The organism is Pseudoxanthomonas spadix (assembly GCF_003703395.1).
Taxonomy (GTDB): domain Bacteria; phylum Pseudomonadota; class Gammaproteobacteria; order Xanthomonadales; family Xanthomonadaceae; genus Pseudoxanthomonas_A; species Pseudoxanthomonas_A spadix.
Genome location: NZ_RDQN01000018.1, coordinates 1 through 20,976, shown reverse-complemented (window position 1 = coordinate 20,976; position 20,976 = coordinate 1). Strand labels below are relative to the sequence as shown.

Below are 20,976 nucleotides of genomic sequence, written 5' to 3'. Positions count from 1 at the left end.
GGAGAGAGCCGCCTCGATCCTGCCCACGCTTGTGAAGTTCGAGCTTGAGCTCGTTCAACTGTTCGGGCTAGGGACGAGGTCGATGTGCGGCGGCCCGGGCTCCTACACGTGCTTGGCAACACTGCGCCCCATCGGCCTGCCGCACATCGCTCTCCACCCAAACTCTAGACCTTCGCGCAGACACAAGCGGACCGCAGGGCCGCGAAGGGCTTCGCCGGGAGAGCCCCATCGCGCCCCAAGGTGCGCTCCTACGAAAAGCGGAATTTCACCAGAGATCAGGGTGTTTGTAGGAGCGGACCGCAGGGCCGCGAGGGGCTTTACCGCGAGAGTCCCATCGCGCCCCAAGGTGCGCTCCTACGAAAAGCGGGATATCACCAGAGATCAGGGTGTTTGTAGGAGCGGACCGCAGGGCCGCGAAGGGCTTCACCGGGAAAGCCCCATCGCGCCCCAAGGTGCGCTCCTACTGGCGCAGCGCTTCGGCCGGCACGTCGATCTCCAGCGCCAGGGCCAGATGGTCGGAAAACGCAGCCGGCAGCGCCCGCGCATTGGTCGGGACCAGGTGGTCGGTGACCAGGATATGGTCGATCGCCCGCTGCGGGCGCCATGACGGGAAGGTCGGCACACAGAAGCCCGGCGGACGCAGGTGCGTGCGCGAATACAGCAGGTCCATCTCCGGCACGTCGGGCACGCAGTTGAAATCGCCCATCAGCACCGAATGCCGGTGCGCAGCCAGCAGCTCGGCGATGAAGCCCAGCTGCATGCGCCGCGAACCGTTGCCCAGCGACAGGTGCGCCACGGCCACCACCAGGCCGTCGTCGCCCTGGCCGAAATGGGCCAGCAGCACGCCACGCCCGGCGATGCGCCCGGGCAGCGGATGCATGGCCACCTTCACCGGTTCGAGCTTGCTCAGCAGGCCGTTGGCGCTGCCGGCCACGCGCGCCACGTTGCGGTTGGGCTGGTGGCTCCAGTACGCGAAGCCGGCGCGCCGGGCCACGTACTGGGTCTGGTTGGTGAAGCCCGAGCGCAGGCTGCCCGGATCGGCTTCCTGCAGGCCGACGATGTCATGTCCGCCGGCCAGTTCGGCGATCGCATCCAGGCTGGTGCGTTTGGCGCCCACCGGCAGCGCGTGCGACCAGCTGCGGGTGAAGTAGTCGCTGTAGCGGCGGGTGCTGGAGCCGGCCTGGATGTTGGCGCTCAACATCCGCAGCCGCTGCGGCACGGCAGGGGCCTGGTCCATCGCCTTACCTGGTCGCCTGGCGCTCTTGGGCGACCAGGTGGTCGGTGATGCGCAACATGTCGGCCATGGTCCTGCCCTTGACCAGGTACTTGCCGGCCACGATCAAGGACGGGGTGCCACCGATCTGTGCCCGCACCAGGAACTGGTTGGCCTTGCTCAGCCTGGCGGCCACCGCAAAGCTGCCCATGGTCTGCAGGAACTGCTCGGCGCTCACGCCGTACTGGGTATAGAACTGCGCCACCTTGGCCGCATCGAAGGGCTCACCTTCGCCCGGCAGGGTCCTGTCCTGGTGGATCGCCTTGAACACCGCGTCATGGCTCTGCCTGTCGATGTTCAGTGCCTGGGCGGCGTAGTAGACCTTGGCGTACTCGCGGAAGTCCGGGCGGAACTGCGCCGGCACGTAGACCACCCGCACGTCGGCCGGCTGCCTGGCCTTCCACTGGTTGAACAGCGGCTCGAACTGCGCGCAGGCCGGGCAGATGTAGCTGAACGCCTCGACCACCTCGATCTTGCCGTCGGCCGGCTCGAATGGCTGGCCGTCGGCAATCACGGTGTAGTCGGTGCCCTCCATCGGGGCCGGGCCTTCCGGCGCCACCGGCGCATTGGTATTGGGCGCCTCGGCGGCGGCCTGGGCCGGGGCGGAGGCGGCAGGCGCGCCGGTGGCGGCCTCGGTGGCGGCCGGCGCGTTGGCGCTCGGCGTGCTGGCCACCGGGGCGGCGGCTTCTGGCTTGGAACAGGCAGCCAGCACGGACAGCAGGGCCAGCAGGGCCAGCAGGGCCAGGACGAAACGGATCTTCATGGGCAACACACTCCTCAAGCTCGAACGATGGGCGGGACACAGGCCGACAGGATGCCGGCCTGCCTGTTCATTGCGGATGTGGATGGCTTACCTGGTCGCGGCCAGCTCGCGCTGGACCAGGAAGTCGGCCACCTTGAGCATCCCGTCCGGATCGGCCAGCTTGATCCGGTACTTGCCGTTGACCACCAGGGTCGGGGTGCCGGTGATGCCGGTGGCCATGCCGAAGGCGCGGGCCTTGTCCAGCTCGGCGGCCACCTGCGGTGCGTCCATGGTCGCGGCGAACTTGTCCGGATCAGCCCCGAAGCGCGCATAGAACGCGGCGATTTCCTGATTGCTGGCGTTCTGGATCGGCAGTTCGTGGGTGTCGTGCAGGGCCTTGAACACCGCCGCGTGGCTCTGCCTGAGCACGCCCATCGACAGCGCCGCGTAATAGGCCTTGGCGTAGGGGATCCAGTACCCGCCGAACGCGGCCGGGACGGGGGTCACGCGCACCGTGGCCGGCTGCCGCTTCTGCCAGGCTGCGAACTGCGGCTCGAAACGCGCGCAGTGGATGCACACATAGCCGAACACCTCCACCACCTCGACCTTGTTGCCGCCAGTCAACGGGGCAAAGGGCTGGCCATTGGGGATCACCTCGTAATCCTGGCCCTCGACCGGATTGGCAGGCGAGGCGCAGGCCGCCAGCGGCAGCAGGGCGAGCAGGACAAACAGCAGCAGGCGGGGTTTCATGCGGGAGGCGTCCTTCCAAGGGGCGTGGGGATAAGGGATTGTCCGGCAAAAACGACAACGCCGGCCATGGCGGGCCGGCGTGCTGCAATGGCGGGGCTGACATCCGGACGCTGCCGGCAGGCCTTCGACCCTACGATTGCGGGGTAGGTTCCGCAGCCGCTGCAGGCGCCGCCGCTGCAGGCGTCGTCGGTGCCGATGCTGGTGCCGGCGCGGGGCCGGCCTTGGCCGCGGCGGCATCGGCCCTGCTGTCATGCAGGCCCTGGATGTAGCTGGCAAGCGAATGGATTTCCTGCTCGGTCAGCGGCTTGGCCACCTGCGCCATGATCTGGAAGTGCGCCGGGTCCGTGTAGGTGGTCGTGCCGGCCTGGTACTCCTGCAGGCGGCGGGCCACGTACTCCTGTGGCTGGCCGCCGATGTGCGGGTACGGCGGGCCCGGGTTGCCGGCGCCGCTGGGGCCGTGGCAGGACATGCAGGCCGGGATGCCGCGCTCGGCATCGCCACCGCGGAAGATCTGCTGGCCGGGCTCGTAGAACTTCATGCCCTTGTACGGGCCATCGGCGATGAGGCTGTCGTCGGCCACCCCGGCGCCGGCCTTCTGGGTGGCGAAGTAGGCCCCGACATCGCGCATGTCCTGCGGGTTCAGGCTCTGGGCGAAGGGCACCATCACCGCGGCCATGCCGGTGGTGCGCTGGCCGGTGGCGAACAACGCCAGCTGCCGGGCGATGTAGCGCTCGCCCTGGCCGGCCAGGCGCGGATAGATCGGTGCGGTCGAGTTGCCATCGGCGCCGTGGCAGGCCGCGCAGGCGGCGGCCTTGGCCTGACCGGCCGTGGGATCGCCCCACTGGGTCCTGGTCAGGTCGATCTCCAGTGGCTGCGCCTGCACCGGCGCGGCGTCCGGCAGCGCGGTCACGCTGGTCTGCGCATAGGCGAGGGCGCCCACCGCAAGGATGGCAAGGCTGGACAGTCCCAAGACACGAGCATGGCGCATTAGCTGGAGCTCCGTGGTTCCTTTTGGATCGCGTACTGCCGAATGGCGCTGGCGCGAAGCCGGCCGATTATCGGCATGGCGCGCTCAGGCGGTCAATGCGACCACGGTCCAAGCCGCGTCAAATCAGCCTTCCGCACGAAAATCGCAGGCGGATGCACGCACCCCGTGGCGCACTGCAGCACGCGTGGCGGTCGCCGGCCGCGCGCCCGTGCGATCCTATGCCCATGGCCGTCTCCAACTATCTCAATGCCGCCCATTACCTGCTGTCGGCCCACAACACCGGCCAGCTGCCGGTCGACGAAGGCTTCGAAGTGGCGTTTGCCGGCCGCTCCAATGCCGGCAAGTCCAGCGCGCTCAATGCGCTGGCCGGGCACAACGCGCTGGCCCGGGTGTCCAAGACCCCGGGCCGCACCCAGCAGCTGGTGTTCTTCGAGGTCAAGCCGCAGCGCTGCCTGGTCGACCTGCCCGGCTACGGCTACGCCAAGGTGCCCATGGACCTGCAGGCGCACTGGCAGGCGTTCATCGACCAGTACTTCGCCAGCCGCCAGGCGCTGCGCGGGCTGGTGGTGGTGATGGACATCCGCCATCCGCTCAAGGACTACGACCGGCAGATGCTCGGTTACGCCGTGCAGCGCGGCCTGCCGGCGCATGCGCTGCTGACCAAGGCCGACAAGCTCGGCCGCGGCCAGCAATTGCAGACCCTGGCTGCGGTGAAGAAAGAACTGCACGCGGCCTATGGCGACAGCGTGGGCGTGCAGGTGTTCTCAGCCGAATCCAGGCTGGGCGTGGACCAGGCGCGCGAGGTGGTGCAGCAGTGGCTCGGACTGCTGCCGACCGATCCCGCCGAAACCGTGGTGTAGGGCGGGTCTCGACCCGCCATTGCACACGTAGGGCGGGTCTCGACCCGCCATCGCAGCGGTCATCAAGTCATGGAAGGCGGTCTCGACCCGCCATTGCAGCGGCGTCGAGTCATGGAAGGCGGGTCAAGACCCGCCCTACACCCTGACGTTGAACAGCAGGCCGACCGCATGGGTGATGGCCATCGCCAGGGCCCCCCAGAACACCACCCGCAGCGCACCGCGCAGCATTGGCGCCCCGCCGGCCCAGGCGGCCAGGGCGCCTGACACCAGCAACGCGATCAGGGTGGCCGCGACCACCGCCACGGTGGCCTGCGCGGCGAACGCCCAGGCCACCAGCAGCGGCATCAGGGCGCCGACCGAGAACGCCCCGGCCGAGGCCAGCGCCGCCTGCACCGGACGGGCGCGAAAGGTGTCGGTGATGCCCAGTTCGTCGCGGGCGTGGGCCGCCAATGCGTCATGCGCGGTCAGCTGCTCGGCCACCTGATGGGCCAGGGCGGCGGTCAGGCCGCGGCGTTCGTAGATCAGGGCCAGCTCGGTCAGCTCGTTGTGCGGGTCCTCGGCCAGTTCCCGTTTCTCCAGGGTCAGGTCGGCGCGCTCGGTATCGGCCTGCGAGCTGACCGACACGTATTCGCCGGCGGCCATCGATATCGCGCCGGCGACCAGGCCGGCCACGCCGGTGGCCAGCAAGGCCTGCGCGCTCACGCCGCTGGCGGCCACGCCCACCAGCAGGCCGGCGGTCGAAACGATGCCGTCGTTGGCGCCCAGCACCGAGGCGCGCAGCCAGCCGGTACGGTCGCTGCGATGGATTTCGGGATGGCGGATGCGCATGCGGGTCAATGCGATGTCGAGGAAGTGCCAGCCTAGCCGGTGCCGGGCGGGAATGGCGAATTGCGATTCACCCGCGAATGCGGTGCGTCCGCTGGCCATTGGCCGCGGCGCGGGCCTGCAGCGGCGGCGCGCCCCGGCGATGGAATGCTGCAGGCCGTTCCAGGCCGGCGCGGCGGCCCGGTGGTGCCCGGTATAGTGCGGCCCTTGCGCGCCGCCGCGCTTTGGTTTCGCCGCGCCCTGCGCCACCCACGGTCATTGCGAGTTGCCCCTTGTCCAGTCCCAGCCTCACTGCCGATACGCCGATCACCGACCTGGCGCAGCTGGTGGAGTATTCCGCCGCCGGTTCGCGTCCGCGCGCGCAGTGGCGCATCGGCACCGAGCACGAGAAGTTCGGCTTCCGCACCGACGACCTGCGCCCGCCGCCCTTCGATGGCGAGCGCGGCATCGAGGCGCTGCTCAACGGGCTGACCCGGTTCGGCTGGGAAGCGGCGCCGGAAAACGGCCGCACACTCGCGCTGCTGCGCGCCGGCGCCTCGGTCACGCTGGAACCGGCCGGCCAGCTGGAACTGTCCGGCGCGCCGCTGGAAAGCATCCATCAGACCTGCCTGGAGGTGGGCAGCCACCTCGACGAGGTGCGCCAGGTCGCCGACGAGCTGCAGCTTGGCTTTTTGGGCATGGGCTTCCAGCCCAAGTGGCGCCGCGACCAGATGCCGTGGATGCCCAAGGGCCGCTACCGGATCATGCAGGCCTACATGCCCAAGGTCGGCCAGCTGGGCCTGGACATGATGACCCGCACCTGCACGGTCCAGGTCAACCTGGACTACGGCTCGGAAAGCGACATGGTCAAGAAGTTCCGTGTGTCGCTGGCGCTGCAGCCGGTCGCCACCGCGCTGTTCGCCGATTCGCCGTTCACCGAAGGCAAGCCCAACGGCTACCAGAGCTACCGCTCGCACATCTGGACCGACACCGACCCCGACCGCACCGGCATGCTGGATTTCGTGTTCGAGGATGGCTTCGGCTTCGAACGCTATGTCCACTACCTGCTCGATGTGCCGATGTATTTCTCCTACCGCGATGGCATCTACCACGACGCCTCGGGGCAGAGCTTCCGCGATTTCCTCAAGGGCAGGCTGCCGGCCCTGCCCGGCGCACTGCCGACCCTGCGCGACTGGTCCGATCACATGACCACCGCCTTCCCGGAAGTGCGGATGAAGAAGTTCCTGGAGATGCGCGGCGCCGATGCCGGGCCGCGCGATCGCCTGTGCGCGCTGCCGGCGTTCTGGGTCGGCCTGCTCTATGACGACGCGGCGCTGGATGCGGCCTGGGACCTGGTCAAGGACTTCACCCGCCAAGAGCGCCACGCGCTGCGTGATGGCGTGCCGCGCGATGCGCTCAAGCTGCCGTTCCGCGGCGCCAGCGTGCGCGAGCTGGCCGTGGAGGCGGTGAAGATCGCCCAGGCCGGCCTGCGCCGGCGCGCCTTCCTCAATGCCGATGGCGCCGACGAATCGGCATTCCTGGACGTGCTGGCCGAGATCGCCGAGTCCGGCAAGACCCCGGCCGAGCGCAAGCTGGACCTGTTCCACGGCCGATGGAAGGGCCAGGTCGACCCGGTGTTTACCGAGTTCGCCTACTGAAAGCCGACCGACCTGTCCGCGCCCTGGCGCCGACGGGCCGGCGTGCCCCCAGCGCCGCACTTGCGGCCCACGGCGGCCTGGCCCGATACTGCACCCCAGTATCGAGCCAGAGCCGTCCATGCCCCATTCGCCCGAGGAAAAAAAGCGCGTCCTGGCCCGCGTGCGTCGCATCCAGGGTCAGGCCGAGGCGCTGGCGCGCGCGCTGGAAGGCGGCGCCGACTGCGGACCGGTGCTGCAGCAGATCGCGGCCATCCGCGGCGCGGTCAACGGGCTGATGTCCGAGGTGATGGAAGCCCATATCCGCGAAACCTTCGGCCAGCCGGCAGGCGATGAGGCCCAGCGCGAAGCGCGCGTGGCGGAAATGACCGGGCTGGTGCGGTCCTATCTCAAATAAGGCGTACCCACGGCGCGCCTTCCGTTCCCTCAGTTCGCTATCAGGAGTTCCACACCATGAAATCCCGTGCCGCCGTTGCATTTGCTCCCGGCAAGCCGCTGGAAATCGTCGAGATCGACCTGGCTCCGCCCAAGGCCGGCGAAGTCCTGATCAGGATCACCCACACCGGCGTGTGCCACACCGATGCCTTCACCTTGAGCGGCGAGGATCCGGAAGGCGTCTTTCCGGCCGTGCTGGGCCATGAAGGTGCCGGCATCGTGGTCGAGGTGGGCCAGGGCGTGACCTCGGTCAAGCCGGGCGATCATGTGATCCCGCTGTACACCGCCGAGTGCGGCCAATGTCTGTTCTGCAAGTCCGGCAAGACCAACCTGTGCGTGGCCGTGCGCGCCACCCAGGGCAAGGGCCTGATGCCCGACGGCACCACCCGTTTTTCCTACAACGGTGAGCCGGTCTACCACTACATGGGCTGCTCGACCTTCAGCGAGTACACGGTCGTGGCCGAAGTCTCGCTGGCCAGGATCAACCCGCAGGCCAACCACGAGCAGGTCTGCCTGCTCGGCTGCGGGGTGACCACCGGCATCGGCGCGGTCCACAACACCGCCAAGGTGCAGGCGGGCGATTCGGTGGCCGTGTTCGGCCTGGGCGGCATCGGCCTGGCAGTGATCCAGGGCGCGCGCCAGGCCAAGGCCGGGCGGATCTTCGCCATCGACACCAATCCGTCCAAGTTCGACCTGGCCCGGCAGTTCGGCGCCACCGACTGCATCAATCCGGCCGATCACGACAAGCCGATCCAGCAGGTGATCGTGGAGATGACCACCTGGGGCGTGGACCACACCTTCGAATGCATCGGCAACGTCAACGTCATGCGCGCGGCGCTGGAATGCGCGCACCGCGGCTGGGGCCAGAGCGTGATCATCGGCGTGGCCGGCGCCGGCCAGGAAATCTCGACCCGCCCGTTCCAGCTGGTCACCGGCCGTCGCTGGCTGGGCAGTGCCTTCGGTGGCGTCAAGGGCCGCTCGCAGCTGCCGGGCATGGTCGAAGACGCCATGAAGGGCGAGATCGAGCTGGCGCCTTTCGTCACCCACACCATGGGCCTGGACCAGATCAACGAGGCCTTCGACCTGATGCACCAAGGCAAGTCGATCCGCTCAGTGGTGCACTTCTGATTACCCGGCCGGCACGACCTGCCCCGGCCAGTCACCTGCGCGGGTTCCATCATGAAGGAGAAGAAAAAAGATGACTGAAGTACTGATTCATCCCAGCGTTGATCAGGGCGTTAAGAAAGGCCAACCGGGATTTTCCGGGGGGACGCTCCGCTGCAGTTGTGCTAGCGACAAGGTCGAGGTCAAGGTGGAAAGCAATGTCGCCCACAACCACGCCTGTGGCTGCACCAAATGCTGGAAGCCGGAGGGAGCCGCATTTTCCGTGATCGGTGTGGTGCCGCGCGACAAGGTGTCCGTGATGGCGCATGAGGACAAGTTGGCGGTGGTCGACGAAAAAGCCACCATCCAGCGCCATGCCTGCAATATTTGTGGCGTCCACCTTTACGGCAGGATCGAGAACAAGGACCACCCATTCTACGGGCTGGATTTCATCCACGTGGAACTGTCCAACAAGACCGGGTGGGAAGAGCCGCGTTTTGCTGCGTTTGTCTCTTCGATCATCGAAGGCGGCGGCGCGCTTCCGGAGCAGATGGACGGCGTACGAGCGCGCTTGGGCGAGCTCGGATTGACGCCTTACGACTGCCTCAACCCGACGCTGATGGACGCCATCTCCACGCACGTGGCCAAGCGCAGCGGCGTGCTGAAGTAATAGCGCGTTGCTTCACCGCATCAGGCTTGGCGTGGCGTGCGCCGCGCCACAGCCCCACTTCCATCGAGGCAAGTCCATGCAACGGATTGAACACCGGGCCAGTTTCGGCGGCTGGCAGGACGTGTACCGGCACAGCTCGCAGGTGCTGGCCTGCGAGATGACCTTCGCGGTGTACCTGCCGCCGCAGGCCGCCACGCGCAGGCTGCCGGTGCTGTACTGGCTCAGCGGCCTGACCTGCACCGAGCAGAATTTCATCACCAAGGCCGGCGCCCAGCGCTACGCCGCCGAGCACGGCCTGATCCTCGTCGCCCCCGACACCAGCCCGCGCGGCGCGCAGGTGGCCGATGCCGAAGGCCATGACGTGGGCCAGGGCGCGGGCTTCTACCTCAACGCCACCCAGCCACCCTGGGCGGCGCACTACCGCATGTACGACTACGTCCTGGACGAACTGCCGGCGCTGATCGAAGCCAGTTTCCCGGCCACCGATGCGCGCGGGCTCAGCGGTCATTCGATGGGCGGCCATGGCGCGCTGGTGATCGCGCTGCGCAATCCCGGCCGCTATCGCAGCGTGTCGGCGTTCTCGCCGATCGTGGCGCCCACCCAGGTGCCGTGGGGGCAAAAGGCCTTCGCCGCGTATCTGGGCCAGGACCGCGCCGCGTGGACGGCGTGGGATGCCACCGAGCTGGTGAAGACCGCGACGCCCTCGCTGCCGCTGCTGATCGACCAGGGCGATGGCGATGAGTTCCTGCACAGCCAGCTCAGGCCGCAGCTGTTCGAGGCCGCCGCCGCCCAGGCCGGTTATCCGATCCGGTTGCGGATGCAGCCTGGCTACGACCACAGCTATTACTTCATCGCCAGCTTCATCGGCGAACACCTCGCCCACCACGCCCGTGCCCTGAATGGATAAGGCCGCGCGCCGCGCGGCCTGCGTCGAGGGCGCACCCAGCCGGCGGTGAGGTGGTCAACGCGACGACGTCGGCCTCATCGCGCTGGTGCAGCACGTGCAGCATCCAGGCCGAATCCCGGCCACTCCCGGCCGGGAGGCTCTGCCGCCGCTTCCAGGCTCAGCGCACGTCGCGCAGCTGCCAGCCGCTGCCGGCCAGCAGGCGCAGGCGATGCTTGAGCACCTCGCCGGGGATGCTGCTCTGGGCCACCAGATCGATGTGCAGATCGTCCACCTGGCCGGTCACCACCGCGGCCGGGTCGACCGCGCCCAGCGCCGGATCGACCTCGTCCGGCTCGTCCTGGGCATCGCGCCAGCGTGCGAACAGGCGGTCGGTGCGCAGCGCATCCTGCAGCTGCTGGGCAAAGCCCTCGGCGCCGCTGGCGTTGAAGCTGTATTCGGCCTGCGGCCCGCGGGCCTTGTCCGGATCGGGCAGGGCGATGTAGTAACGGGGCATGGGCGATCCTCCACGGGTTTTTGAAGGCGCCCACGCTAGGCCGGATGCTGTCAGCGGGCCGTGTTCATGCCCGAAAAGGTGTGCGGCCTTGCGGCAGCGCCCGCGCCCGGCGCGCCTGGCCAGGCGCCTGCTCGCCGCCTTGGCCGAGGTTGCCCACGGCGGTGAGCGGGCCTGGTCCGGGCACGGCCATCGGCCGGGCTGCGCCGGCGATATCTGGATGGCCGGCCCTGCCTTGCGAGCCGGCCTTTGCACGGCCCGTTTATACCGGCCGGCCAATGCTCCGGTGCGAGCAGACACTTTGAACCCCGGAGGATCCATGCGCCTGCCGGCTCATGAGCCCAAGTGCGTACTGCCAGGCGCCTCCATCGCCACCGCCGGCCTGGAGGGCACTGCCCTGGCTGTCGCGCCGGGGTGGGCCGGCAGCGAGCGCAATGCAACGGCCATGCCGGCGGTGCCTGCATGACCATCAGGCCCGGCCGCAGCGTCCAGCAGGAGCTGCTGGCCTTCTGGCGCCAGGCCGGGCCTGCGCGCTGGTTCGCGCGCGATGACGCCTTCGACGCCCGCTTCGGCCAGCACTTCCTCCAGGATCATTGCGCCGCCGCGCGCGGCGAATACGCCCATTGGCTGGACACGGCCGATGACGCGCTGGCCCTGTTGTTGCTGCTGGACCAGTTTCCACGCAATTGCTTTCGGGACAGCGGCCATGCCTTTGCCACCGACGGCTTGGCCCTGGCCTGTGCAAAGCGCGCGCTGGAACGTGCCCACGACCAGGCCACCGAGCCGCTGCTGCGGCCGTTCTTCTACCTGCCGTTCGAGCATGCCGAAGACCTGACCGAGCAGGCCCGATCGCTCGCCCTGTTCCAGGCGCTGGGCGATGCGCAGGCGCTGGAATACGCCGTGGCCCATCATCAGGCAATCGCCCGCTTCGGCCGCTTCCCGCATCGCAACGCCGCCCTGGGCCGCACCAGCACGCCGGATGAACAGGCCTGGCTGGACGCCGGCGGAGGTTTCTAGGAGTCTGTCAGGCTTTGGCGGTCGAGGCGAAAATTCGGCTGCGCGAGGACAGATTTTTGGCGATTCGCCGCCCCATAGTGGTTCTATGGGGCAAGAAGCGACGGAAATATGGAACGCACAGCCGAATTTGCAGCCCGGCCGGCCAAAGTCCGACAGGCTCCTAGACCCCGGCGCCAGGCCCAGGCGCATCCGGGCCGGTTGCGGGCATGGTCACACGCTCAGTAGCGGGGGACGTTCGGGTCGACCTGGGTGGACCAGGCGTCGATGCCGCCGACCACGTTGTGGACGTTGCCAAAGCCCAGCGCGCGGAACTGTTCGGCGGCCTGCTGACTGCGCCCGCCGGCATGGCACAGGAACGCGAGCTGGGTGTCCTTGGGCAGCGCCTCCAGCGCGGCGCGGCCGCTGCCGTCGAAGGTCCTGAACGGCACGTTGACCGAGGCGAGGGCGCGCTCCTCGGCCGGGCGCACGTCCACCAGCAGCAGCTCGCCGGATGCGACCCTGGCGGCCGCCTCGGTGACCGGCATCTGGTTCACCGGGCGCGGCGCATTGGGGTTGTCGATGGCCAGGCCCCGGCCGCGGATGTCGTCCACCCAGTCGATCGTGATCCCCTCGGCGCGGCGCGCGCTGGCCGGATCGAACTGGACGCGCACGCCATTGGATTCGGCGGCGATGGCCTTGGTGTCGAACGGGCCCAGCTGGAAGTCCGGCTGGTATTGCGCATCGATGGCCAGGATCAGGGCCGCGCCCGGGCCGGCGTCTTCCAGCGAATCGAGCAGCATCTCGGCCGCGGCCGGGGTGACGGTGATCGAGGGCGGGGTGCGGTCCGGCGCGGCCACGCCCAGCACCGCGGCCAGTTCACCGGAGCTGGCCAGCTGCTCGATGATGTCGCTGCCGCCGACCAGTTCGCCGTCGATGTACAGCTGCGGGATGGTCGGCCAGTCGCCGTAGGCCTTGATGCCTTCGCGCAGCTCCTGGTCGGCCAGCACGTTGACGTGGGCGTAGTCCACGCCCAGCGAGGACAGCGCGCCGACCGCCTTGGCCGAGAAGCCGCACTGCGGCATGCTCGGCTGCCCCTTCATGAACAGCACCACGCGGTTGGATTGCAGCAGGGAATCGATGCGCGAACGCAGGGCGGGGTCGAGGGACATGGCGGTTACCGACAGGGAAGCGGATGGGAAATTTTACCTGCGTGGCATGATGGGCGGCATGAGAGGCCACGCAATGCAGCATCACGTGCCGCGCAGGCCTCTGCTCAGGTTGGGGCTGCTGGCGCTATCGCAAGTGGGGGTGCTCGCGCTGTGGTGGCTGGCCGGCTTCAAGCCCGGCCTGGCGGCGTTGGCGGCGACCCACGGCGCGGTGCTGTGGTCCACGTTCAATCCGCGCTCGCAGCTGTTGTGCCCGGCGCTGGTGCGATTGCCGGGCGATGCGCCGCAGGTTTGGTTGACCATCGATGACGGCCCCTCCGAGGACACCATGCCGATCCTGGAGCTGCTGGACGCCCACGGCGCCCGGGCGACCTTCTTCCTGGTCGGTGAGCGCGCGCGGGCGCGGCCGGCGCTGGTGCGCGAGATCGTGCGCCGCGGCCACGGTATCGGCAACCACAGCGACAGTCACCCGCAAACCGCGTTCTGGCGGCTGGGGCCCGGCGCGCTGGAGGCGGAAATCGCCGCCAGCCAGCGCACCCTGGAAGAACTGTCCGGGACCGCGCCGCGCTGGTTCCGCTCGGTCGTGGGCCACACCAACCCCTTCATCGCACCGGTGCTGGCCCGCCACGGCCTGACCCGCGTGGCCTGGAGCGCGCGCGGCTTCGACGGCGTGCGCTGCACGCCCGACCAGGTGCTGGCGCGGATCGAACCAGGCTTGAAACCCGGCGCGATCGTGCTGCTGCACGAAGGCGCGGCGCATGGGCACAACGTGGAGATCCTGCGTCGGGTGCTGGAGGCGCTACGGGCGCGTGGGCTTGTCGCGGCCGTGCCCGGCGCAGGTCATGCCTGCGGGCATTTGATCCGGCAGGCATGACGTTGGTGGTTTCCCGATCGAAGCTGGTCCGCGGGCGGCCCGGCAGGCGCACTCCAGGCGCTGACGTTCAGCTTCCACAGCGGCGGCATCTGCGAGAACGGAGGAACGGCATGGGCGATCGCCGCGACCGCCAGCCGGCTGTCCGTGCCGGTCTTGCCGAAGATTGCCTTCAGGTGTGCCTTGACCGTGTCCAGGCTGACGCCCAGCTCGGCGGCGATCCTGTCGTTGGACAGCCCCAGGGCCAGGGCGGCGGCGACTTCGACCTGGCGCGGGGTCAGGTCCGGGAAGGCGTAGTGCAGCCGTTCGGCTGGGCCGAGTTGGTCGATGGTGCGCTGCTGCGCCTGCCGGTAGGCGCGCAGCAGGTGCGGGCGATAGGCCTGCAGCAGGTCGCGCTGGCGGTCGCTGTAAGCGGCGCGTCCCACCAGCCGGTACGCGCTGATGCTCAGCGCGTAGTCGCCGTGCTGGAGCATGATCGACATGATCCGCCGCGCCCGCGAAGGCAGGAACACCTCGCGCGCGATCGGTAGCGACATGAATTCGTCTTCGCCGAAGAAATCCGATTCGCGCAGCGCGCGCTCGCCGAAGAACACCGGATCTCCCTGCCAGAACGGATGGCTGTCGCGGTGGCGGACGAAAGCGGCCAGCCCGGCTTTGCGCTGTGCCGGATCGTCATCGATCGACATCACCGAGCGGAAGTCATGGGTCTGGTGATGGAACTCGGTATAGGTCACCACGTCGGCATCGACCAGCCGGGCCACGCTGTCGAAAACCACCTCAGGCAGGCCCAACAGGTCCGATTCGCTTTCGTACAGGCGAACAATTTCTTCCAGTAGATCCGGATCACGCACCAGAACCACCCTTTCGAGTAATGGCCGGAAGCCTGATCTGATCTTAACATCCGGCCTGCATTACCTTTGCCAGGCCGCGAGGCATCCGGGCGGACGCCGTGGTGGAGAGGGCCGGGGGTGAGCTGGGCAGCGTGCTGCGCCCAAGGGGTGTCAAGCGGGGGTGGAAATGAATCGGGTCTTCAGCATTGTCTGGAACCATGCGCTGGGCGCGTGGATCGTGGCCAGCGAGCACGCCAGGAAGCGCAGCAGAGGGGGCTGCGGGCGCCGGATCAGTGCCGGCGCGTTGGCATTGGTGCTGCCGGTCTTGGCCGCCGCGGCCGATCTGCCGACCGGGGGGACAGTGGTTGCGGGCGAGGGTGGCATCGCCAGCAATGGCACGGCGATGACCATCACCCAGTCCAGCGCAAAATTGGCCATCGACTGGCGCAGCTTCGATATCGGTGCCGGCAACAGCGTCAACTTCCATCAGCCGGACCGCACGTCGATCGCATTGAACCGGGTCACCGGCAGCGACCCCTCCAGCCTCTACGGCACGCTCACCGCCAACGGCCGGGTCTTCCTCATCAACCCCAATGGCATTCTCTTCGGTGCTGGCGCCAGCGTGAACGTCGGTGCGCTGGTGGCTTCGACCCTGGGACTGTCCAACGAGGAATTTCTGGCGGGCGCCTACCGCTTCAAGGGCGATGGTGCCAACGCCTCGGTGATCAACCGGGGCACCCTCAGTGCCGCCGACGGCGGCGCGGTGGCGTTGCTGGGCGGCGCGGTGAGCAACCAGGGGCTCATTGTCGCCAGGTTGGGCACGGTGGCATTGGCCAGCGGCAACCGCGTCACGCTGGACTTTGCTGGTGATGGCCTGCTCAACGTGCAGGTGGATCAAGCCACCACCAGCGCATTGGTGGATAACCAGCAACTGGTCCAGGCCGAGGGCGGCCAGGTGATCATGACCGCGCAGGCCAGCGATGCGCTGCTGCAGACGGTGGTCAACAACAGCGGCGTGGTCGAAGCCAAGGCCCTGGGCGAGAAGGACGGCAGGATCGCGTTGCTGGGTGGCGACACCGGCACGGTGCGGCTCACAGGCACGCTGGATGCCTCGTCGAACGTGGGCCAGGGTGGCACCATCGAGGTGACCGGGCAGCAGGTCGCCCTGCATGGCGCGACGCTCGACGCATCCGGCGCCGCCGACGGCGGTTCGATCAAGGTCGGCGGGGACTACCGAGGTGGCGGCGACTTGCGCCACGCCGAGGCGACGCTGATTGACGCGGCCAGTACCCTCAAGGCCGATGCCACCCAGGCCGGCGATGGCGGCCAGGTCGTGGTCTGGTCGGAGCGAGGCACCCAATATGGCGGCAGCATCAGCGCGCGCGGCAAGGGCGATGGCGCTGGTGGCTCGGCCGAGGTGTCCAGCCACGGGGTGCTGGACTTCACTGGCCAGGTCGATCTGACTGCCGAGACGGGAGCGTCCGGAACGCTGCTGCTGGATCCATACAATCTCACCATCGGCGATGAGCTGGATTCGGACTGGACCTACAACAGCGGCACCTACACGCCCCTCGTGGCCGATTCGCAACTGGCCGTGAGCCATCTGCTCACCAACCTGGCCACGGCCGATATCGTGGTGCAGACCACTGGAACCGGTGGCAGCCAGGCCGGCGATATCACGGTGGCGGTGCCGGTCTCCTGGGCCAGTAACCACAGTCTGACGCTGCGGGCAGCCGGCGGCATCCGGGTCAACGCCGATATCACCGCGACCGGCGATACGGCGGGCCTGGTGCTGAGTCATGGCGCAGGGATGGGCTACACCCTGGCCGATGGCGCCCGCATCACCCTGTCCGGCGCCACTGCGCTGCTGAAAATCGGCGAGACAGGCAGCGAAGCGAGCTACAGCATCATCAACAGTCTGTCTGCGCTGCAGGCGATCGGCGACGGTGCCAGTGGACACTATGCACTGGGCGTGGATATCGATGCCCGAGACACGGTCAATTGGAACGGTGGGGCAGGCTTCGTGCCGCTTGCGCAGTTCGGCGGCGTCCTGGATGGCCTCGGTCACACCATCGACGGCCTCCACATCGATCACCCCAGTGCCAACACCGGCCTGATCGGCGATACAGCCAATTTCGTCACCCAGGTCCGCAACCTGGGCCTGGTCGACGTGAACATCACCGGCGGCAGCCGCGTCGGCGGCCTGATCGGGCGCAGCAACGGCGCCACTGTCGACAACGTGTTCGTGACCGGCCAAGTGACCGGCTCCTCCGATTACGTTGGCGGGCTGATCGGTCAGAGCGACCAGGGCAGGGTCAGCAACAGCCACGCCGATGTGGGGGTGACCGTGGCATCCGGGACGGTTGCTTCGGGCGTGGGTGGCCTGCTCGGCATGAGCCGCTTGGGCAACGTCAGCAACGTCTACGCCACCGGCGATGTCCATGCGCCGAGCAGCAACTACGTCGGCGGGCTGGTCGGCCAGAACGCGTTTCTTGGCTATGGCCAGGGCAGCTTCATCAGCGCTGCCTACGCTACCGGCAATGTGCACGGCGACAACGCTGTCGGCGGCCTGATTGGCGTTTCCGAAGGCGCGGATATCACCGGCAGCTGGAGTCTCGGTAATGTCAGCGGACGCATCGCCGCGGGCGGTTTGGTGGGCAGCCTCTCCGGCAGCGTCCAGCGTTCCACCTCCGGCAGCGCCGTGTCAGGTGAGTCCATCCTGGGCGGCCTGGTCGGCGATCTGGCGGCCAGCGCGACTGTGACCGACGCCTATGCGACCGGTAGCGTCACCGGGATGCAGATTCTTGGGGGGCTGGTCGGCCAAGCAGGATACGGTGCGACCATCAACACCAGCTATGCGAGCGGGGCGGTCAGCGCTAGCGGGACTGCAACGGGCGGGCTGGTGGGCTTCACCAACACCCAGTTCAGCGTCAACGATTCGTTCTGGGACATCGACAGCACCGGACAGGCTGGCACTGCCGTCAGCAGCGGTCCCGGTACTGGGGCGGTCGGTATCCGCACCAGTAATGCTTTCGATCCGGCCACCTATGCCGGCTTCGACTTCACCAACACATGGTGGGCGACAGCGGGGAATACCCGGCCGTTGCTGCGCTCGGAATACTCGACCACGATCAGCAATGCCCACCAGTTGCAGTTGATGGCGCTGGACCTGACAGCCGACTACAGGCTGGGCGCGCAGATCGACCTGACCGCGACAGCCAGCGGCGGTGGCAGCGATATCTGGAGCAGCGCCGGCTTCGACCCCGTCGGCGATGCCGGTAGCGCCTTCACCGGGAGCCTGGACGGGCAGGGCCATGTCATCGACGGCCTCACTATCAACCGTTCCGGCGATGCCTATGTCGGTCTGTTCGGCCGGACTGGCACAGGCAGCAGCATCGCCGATCTGGGGCTGGAAGGCGTCAGCGTGACCGGTGGCGACATCACTGGTGGTCTGGTCGGGGAAAACAACGGCGGCAGCATCGCTGGTAGCCATGTCAGCGGCAGCGTGGCCGGCGGCAGCAGCGTAGGCAGCCTGGTCGGGTATAACACCGGCGGCAGTGTCCTGCAGTCCTATGCGGTGGGCAGCGTGCAGGGGTGGCAATCCATCGGCGGCCTGGTCGGCAACAACAGTGGTGGCAGCATCGCCGAGTCCTTCGCCACCAACAGCGTGGCAGGCGGTTACTACTATGTTGGCGGCCTGGCCGGGGTCAACACCAGCGGCGGCACGATCACCGATGCGTACGCCATGGGCCGGGTCAGCGGTTTCTGGGATGTCGGTGGCTTGGTTGGCTACAACCTGGGCGGAACGGTCACCAACGCCTACGCCACCGGCATGACCAGCAAGAGCGGCGGGGGCGGCCTGGGCGGCCTGATCGGCTATTCGGGCAGCGTCAGCAATGGCTATTGGGACAGCGGCACCTCAGGCATCGGCGGTGGCATGACCACGGGCGAGCTGCAAAGCGCATTGCCGGGCGGCTTCAGCGCCTCGACCTGGGGCCAGATTGCCGGTCGAAGCTACCCTTACCTGCTCTGGCAATTCCCCTCCGGCGCCACACCCCAAGTAATTTCCGGCACCGTCCGCTATGCCGGTGGGACGGCGGTAGCGAACACCAGCGTCTCCGGCTTGGTTGACGGCGCCCCGCTGCAATCGGCCCTGACCGGTGGCGGCGTCAGTAGTGGCGCCAATGGCTACTATTACTTCCTGCTTGAGCCGGGGACCCTCGACAACAGTCAGGTGCTGACGCATTACGCGGCCGGCGCCACCTTCCAGGACGGCGTCGGCGCCAGCCTGCAGAATTTTGATATCGACCAGGATGTCCTGCGGGTGACCACCTCTGCAGCCAGCTGGTCCGGCATCCGCGGCGTTCTGAACAGCGACACGTCAGTGGCGAGCCTGATCGCCGGCCTGAACACCCTGGACCTGACGGCCTCCGGCAGCTTTTCGCTGGACGACCAAGTTGATGCCCGTGATGTCGCCCTGGATGTTGCCGGCGACCTTGCCATCGACACCGCGCTGAACGTTGATGGCCTGCGTGTGTCCGCCACCGGAATCATCAGCGATACGGCGAGCGTGGACGCCGGAGTCTTCACCCTGGCTGCGGGCACCTGGCGCCAAGTCGGCACGTTGCCCGATTTTGCTGCCGTCGATTTCCGCCTTGCTGGCGGCACCTTCATCCGCGCGCTGGCCGGCAATGGCGGCGGCGCCATGCCTTATCAGATCGCCGATGTTTACGGTCTGCAGGGCATCGGCAGCAGTGGCATGCTGGGCAGCGCTTATGTTTTGGCCAACGATATCGATGCCAGCGGCACCACGGCCTGGAACGCCAACCAGGGCTTCAATCCGCTCGGCAGCGACCTCGACCCCTTCACAGGAAGCCTGAACGGCCAGGGTCATGTCATCGACGGCCTGACCATCAACCGCCCGATGCTCTACGGCGTGGGGCTGTTCGGCTATGTGGGCGTTGGCGGTGTTCTCGACGGGCTCGGCCTCACTGGCGGCAGCATCCGGGGCGGTCAATATGTCGGCGGACTGGTCGGCTACAACCTGGGCAACGTCACCGACTCTTATGCCAGCGCCACGCTGGACGCAGCCTGGGACGATGGCGGCGGTCTGATTGGTCATAACGGCGGCACCCTGGAGCGGGTATATGCCGACGGCGTTGTCAGCGGCCGGGACAGCGTAGGCGGGCTGGTCGGCTACAACGATGGCACCGGCCTCATTCGTAACGCCTACTCGAGCACCACGGTCAATGCCCGCGCCAATTTCATCGGCGGACTGGCAGGCAAGAACCGGGGTACCGTCCAGTACGCTTACGCCAACGGCCATGTGAGCGGAAATTACGAGGTCGGCGGTCTGTTTGGCGAAAACAGCGGCACCATCAGCTCCAGCTTCTGGGACCTGCAGCTGACCGGACGCGACGGTGCTGTCGGCCATACCGTCGGCGACGGGATTGGCATGACCGGCCTGACCACCGCTCAGATGCACCAGATCGATAGCTTCGACGGCTGGAGCATCGATGACATGGGTGGCACCACCAGCGTCTGGCGCCTCTATGAGGGCCATACCAGCCCGCTGCTGCGCAGCTTCCTTAGCCCGGTGACTGTGACTGCCGACCTGGCTGATGCCAGCAAGACCTACGATGGCGAGATTGCCAGTGGGACGACGACCTACACTCTCGACCCGGGCGTGGACACCGGCCTGCTGCTCGGGGGCGACACCCTCGCCTACGCCACGAGCAGCGGCAATGCAGGCGTCTATAGCGCCACCGACGGCAGCCTGAGCCTCGGGGAAGGGCTGTATTCGACTCAGCAAGGCTATGACCTCCGCTACGAAGGCAGTCTGAGCATCGGCAAGGCCGGTCTGACGATCACTGCCAACGATGCCTCCAAGACCTACGGCCAGAGCGCGAGCCTCACCGGCTACACGGCTTCGGGCCTGGTCAATGGCGACGCGGTGAGCAGCGTGGATCTGTCCAGCGCCGGTGCTGCTTCGACCGCCACGGTGGGCAACTACACCATCACCGCGGCCAACGCCGATGGCACCGGGCTGTCGAACTACGCCATCAGCTATGTCGACGGCACCCTGACCGTGGGCAAGGCCGGTCTGACGATCACTGCCAGCGATGCCTCCAAGACCTATGGCCAGAGCGCGAGCCTCACCGGCTACACGGCTTCGGGCCTGGTCAATGGCGATACGGTGAGCAGCGTGGATCTGTCCAGCGCCGGTGCTGCTTCGACCGCCACGGTGGGCAACTACACCATCACCGCGGCCAACGCCGATGGCACCGGGCTGTCGAACTACGCCATCAGCTATGTCGACGGCACCCTGACCGTGGGCAAGGCCGGTCTGACGATCACTGCCAGCGATGCCTCCAAGACCTATGGCCAGAGCGCGAGCCTCACCGGCTACACGGCTTCGGGCCTGGTCAATGGCGA

Annotated in this window: 17 protein-coding genes and 1 pseudogene; 10 read left to right on the top strand and 8 right to left on the bottom strand. The window is 67.8% G+C overall.

Annotation, left to right across the window (positions count from 1 at the left end):
• Nucleotides 1–460: 460 nt before the first annotated feature.
• From D9R12_RS15210 to D9R12_RS15195, 4 genes are all read right to left on the bottom strand, one after another.
• Nucleotides 461–1,201 (bottom strand): endonuclease/exonuclease/phosphatase family protein, encoded by a 741-nt coding sequence (locus D9R12_RS15210; RefSeq protein WP_014162025.1) that lies wholly within the window; start codon nucleotides 1,199–1,201, stop codon nucleotides 461–463.
• A gap of 40 nt (nucleotides 1,202–1,241) precedes the next feature.
• Nucleotides 1,242–2,036, bottom strand: a complete 795-nt coding sequence (locus D9R12_RS15205) for a thiol:disulfide interchange protein DsbA/DsbL (protein WP_122231675.1) — start codon at nucleotides 2,034–2,036, stop codon at nucleotides 1,242–1,244.
• A gap of 87 nt (nucleotides 2,037–2,123) precedes the next feature.
• A complete protein-coding gene (locus D9R12_RS15200; protein WP_122231673.1) occupies nucleotides 2,124–2,765 on the bottom strand; it encodes a thiol:disulfide interchange protein DsbA/DsbL in 642 nt (213 codons plus the stop codon).
• Nucleotides 2,766–2,895: 130 nt separating this feature from the next.
• Entirely contained in the window at nucleotides 2,896–3,753 is an 858-nt protein-coding gene (locus tag D9R12_RS15195) for a c-type cytochrome (RefSeq protein WP_122231671.1), read from the bottom strand.
• A gap of 224 nt (nucleotides 3,754–3,977) precedes the next feature.
• Between D9R12_RS15195 and yihA the strand changes: the two genes are divergently transcribed.
• The gene (gene yihA, locus D9R12_RS15190) at nucleotides 3,978–4,613 is read left to right on the top strand and encodes a ribosome biogenesis GTP-binding protein YihA/YsxC (protein ID WP_122231669.1); all 636 of its coding nucleotides are present in this window, start codon (nucleotides 3,978–3,980) and stop codon (nucleotides 4,611–4,613) included.
• Between the two features lie 135 nt (nucleotides 4,614–4,748).
• Here the strand turns inward: yihA and D9R12_RS15185 are convergent, their stop codons facing one another.
• Complete coding sequence (locus D9R12_RS15185) at nucleotides 4,749–5,441, bottom strand: VIT1/CCC1 transporter family protein (protein WP_122231667.1); 693 nt, start codon at nucleotides 5,439–5,441, stop codon at nucleotides 4,749–4,751.
• A 254-nt stretch (nucleotides 5,442–5,695) separates the two neighbouring features.
• Here D9R12_RS15185 and D9R12_RS15180 point away from each other — a divergent pair, with 254 nt between their 5' ends.
• The 5 genes from D9R12_RS15180 (at nucleotide 5,696) to fghA (ending at nucleotide 10,188) form a co-directional block, all read left to right on the top strand.
• Nucleotides 5,696–7,075 carry a glutamate--cysteine ligase gene (locus D9R12_RS15180; protein ID WP_342345481.1) on the top strand — a complete coding sequence of 460 codons (1,380 nt, stop codon included), beginning with the start codon at nucleotides 5,696–5,698 and terminating at the stop codon, nucleotides 7,073–7,075.
• 118 nt (nucleotides 7,076–7,193) lie between these two features.
• Nucleotides 7,194–7,469 carry a metal/formaldehyde-sensitive transcriptional repressor gene (locus D9R12_RS15175; protein ID WP_014162018.1) on the top strand — a complete coding sequence of 92 codons (276 nt, stop codon included), beginning with the start codon at nucleotides 7,194–7,196 and terminating at the stop codon, nucleotides 7,467–7,469.
• Between the two features lie 56 nt (nucleotides 7,470–7,525).
• A complete protein-coding gene (locus D9R12_RS15170; protein WP_014162017.1) occupies nucleotides 7,526–8,635 on the top strand; it encodes an S-(hydroxymethyl)glutathione dehydrogenase/class III alcohol dehydrogenase in 1,110 nt (369 codons plus the stop codon).
• A gap of 70 nt (nucleotides 8,636–8,705) precedes the next feature.
• On the top strand, nucleotides 8,706–9,281 hold the full coding sequence (gene gfa / locus D9R12_RS15165) for an S-(hydroxymethyl)glutathione synthase (RefSeq protein WP_122231663.1): 576 nt from the start codon (nucleotides 8,706–8,708) through the stop codon (nucleotides 9,279–9,281).
• 76 nt (nucleotides 9,282–9,357) lie between these two features.
• Nucleotides 9,358–10,188: an S-formylglutathione hydrolase gene (gene fghA / locus D9R12_RS15160; RefSeq protein WP_122231661.1), complete on the top strand. Its 831-nt coding sequence runs from the start codon at nucleotides 9,358–9,360 to the stop codon at nucleotides 10,186–10,188.
• 157 nt (nucleotides 10,189–10,345) lie between these two features.
• Here the strand turns inward: fghA and D9R12_RS15155 are convergent, their stop codons facing one another.
• Entirely contained in the window at nucleotides 10,346–10,681 is a 336-nt protein-coding gene (locus tag D9R12_RS15155) for a hypothetical protein (RefSeq protein ID WP_122231659.1), read from the bottom strand.
• Between the two features lie 459 nt (nucleotides 10,682–11,140).
• Between D9R12_RS15155 and D9R12_RS15150 the strand changes: the two genes are divergently transcribed.
• Complete coding sequence (locus D9R12_RS15150; RefSeq protein ID WP_014162013.1) at nucleotides 11,141–11,695, top strand: DUF924 family protein; 555 nt, start codon at nucleotides 11,141–11,143, stop codon at nucleotides 11,693–11,695.
• A 218-nt stretch (nucleotides 11,696–11,913) separates the two neighbouring features.
• On the opposite strand, the gene grxD is transcribed toward D9R12_RS15150, so the two are convergent.
• The gene (grxD, locus tag D9R12_RS15145; protein ID WP_122231657.1) at nucleotides 11,914–12,843 is read right to left on the bottom strand and encodes a Grx4 family monothiol glutaredoxin; all 930 of its coding nucleotides are present in this window, start codon (nucleotides 12,841–12,843) and stop codon (nucleotides 11,914–11,916) included.
• 49 nt (nucleotides 12,844–12,892) lie between these two features.
• On the opposite strand from grxD, the gene D9R12_RS15140 reads away from it, so the two are divergent.
• Entirely contained in the window at nucleotides 12,893–13,714 is an 822-nt protein-coding gene (locus D9R12_RS15140; RefSeq protein ID WP_425479121.1) for a polysaccharide deacetylase family protein, read from the top strand.
• Here D9R12_RS15140 and D9R12_RS15135 read toward each other — a convergent pair.
• Nucleotides 13,681–14,562 carry a helix-turn-helix transcriptional regulator gene (locus D9R12_RS15135; RefSeq protein ID WP_244919649.1) on the bottom strand — a complete coding sequence of 294 codons (882 nt, stop codon included), beginning with the start codon at nucleotides 14,560–14,562 and terminating at the stop codon, nucleotides 13,681–13,683. The two genes, D9R12_RS15140 and D9R12_RS15135, sit on opposite strands and share 34 nt — an antisense overlap.
• A 166-nt stretch (nucleotides 14,563–14,728) precedes the next feature.
• Here D9R12_RS15135 and D9R12_RS16315 point away from each other — a divergent pair.
• Nucleotides 14,729–14,815 (top strand): annotated as a pseudogene (locus tag D9R12_RS16315) (ESPR-type extended signal peptide-containing protein); the annotation flags it as partial.
• Nucleotides 14,816–14,866: 51 nt separating this feature from the next.
• Nucleotides 14,867–20,976, top strand: a 6,110-nt coding sequence (locus tag D9R12_RS15125) for a two-partner secretion domain-containing protein (RefSeq protein ID WP_244919648.1), incomplete at its 3' end; no start/stop codon positions are given.

Excerpts from the sequence above, each read along its gene's own strand:
- D9R12_RS15210 (WP_014162025.1), bottom strand. The coding sequence starts at position 1,201 with ATGTTGAGCGCCAACATCCAGGCCGGCTCCAGCACCCGCCGCTACAGC.
- D9R12_RS15205 (WP_122231675.1), bottom strand. The coding sequence starts at position 2,036 with ATGAAGATCCGTTTCGTCCTGGCCCTGCTGGCCCTGCTGGCCCTGCTG.
- D9R12_RS15200 (WP_122231673.1), bottom strand. The coding sequence starts at position 2,765 with ATGAAACCCCGCCTGCTGCTGTTTGTCCTGCTCGCCCTGCTGCCGCTG.
- D9R12_RS15195 (WP_122231671.1), bottom strand. The coding sequence starts at position 3,753 with ATGCGCCATGCTCGTGTCTTGGGACTGTCCAGCCTTGCCATCCTTGCG.
- yihA (WP_122231669.1), top strand. The coding sequence starts at position 3,978 with ATGGCCGTCTCCAACTATCTCAATGCCGCCCATTACCTGCTGTCGGCC.
- D9R12_RS15185 (WP_122231667.1), bottom strand. The coding sequence starts at position 5,441 with ATGCGCATCCGCCATCCCGAAATCCATCGCAGCGACCGTACCGGCTGG.
- D9R12_RS15175 (WP_014162018.1), top strand. The coding sequence starts at position 7,194 with ATGCCCCATTCGCCCGAGGAAAAAAAGCGCGTCCTGGCCCGCGTGCGT.
- D9R12_RS15170 (WP_014162017.1), top strand. The coding sequence starts at position 7,526 with ATGAAATCCCGTGCCGCCGTTGCATTTGCTCCCGGCAAGCCGCTGGAA.
- gfa (WP_122231663.1), top strand. The coding sequence starts at position 8,706 with ATGACTGAAGTACTGATTCATCCCAGCGTTGATCAGGGCGTTAAGAAA.
- fghA (WP_122231661.1), top strand. The coding sequence starts at position 9,358 with ATGCAACGGATTGAACACCGGGCCAGTTTCGGCGGCTGGCAGGACGTG.
- D9R12_RS15155 (WP_122231659.1), bottom strand. The coding sequence starts at position 10,681 with ATGCCCCGTTACTACATCGCCCTGCCCGATCCGGACAAGGCCCGCGGG.
- D9R12_RS15150 (WP_014162013.1), top strand. The coding sequence starts at position 11,141 with ATGACCATCAGGCCCGGCCGCAGCGTCCAGCAGGAGCTGCTGGCCTTC.
- grxD (WP_122231657.1), bottom strand. The coding sequence starts at position 12,843 with ATGTCCCTCGACCCCGCCCTGCGTTCGCGCATCGATTCCCTGCTGCAA.
- D9R12_RS15140 (WP_425479121.1), top strand. The coding sequence starts at position 12,893 with ATGGGCGGCATGAGAGGCCACGCAATGCAGCATCACGTGCCGCGCAGG.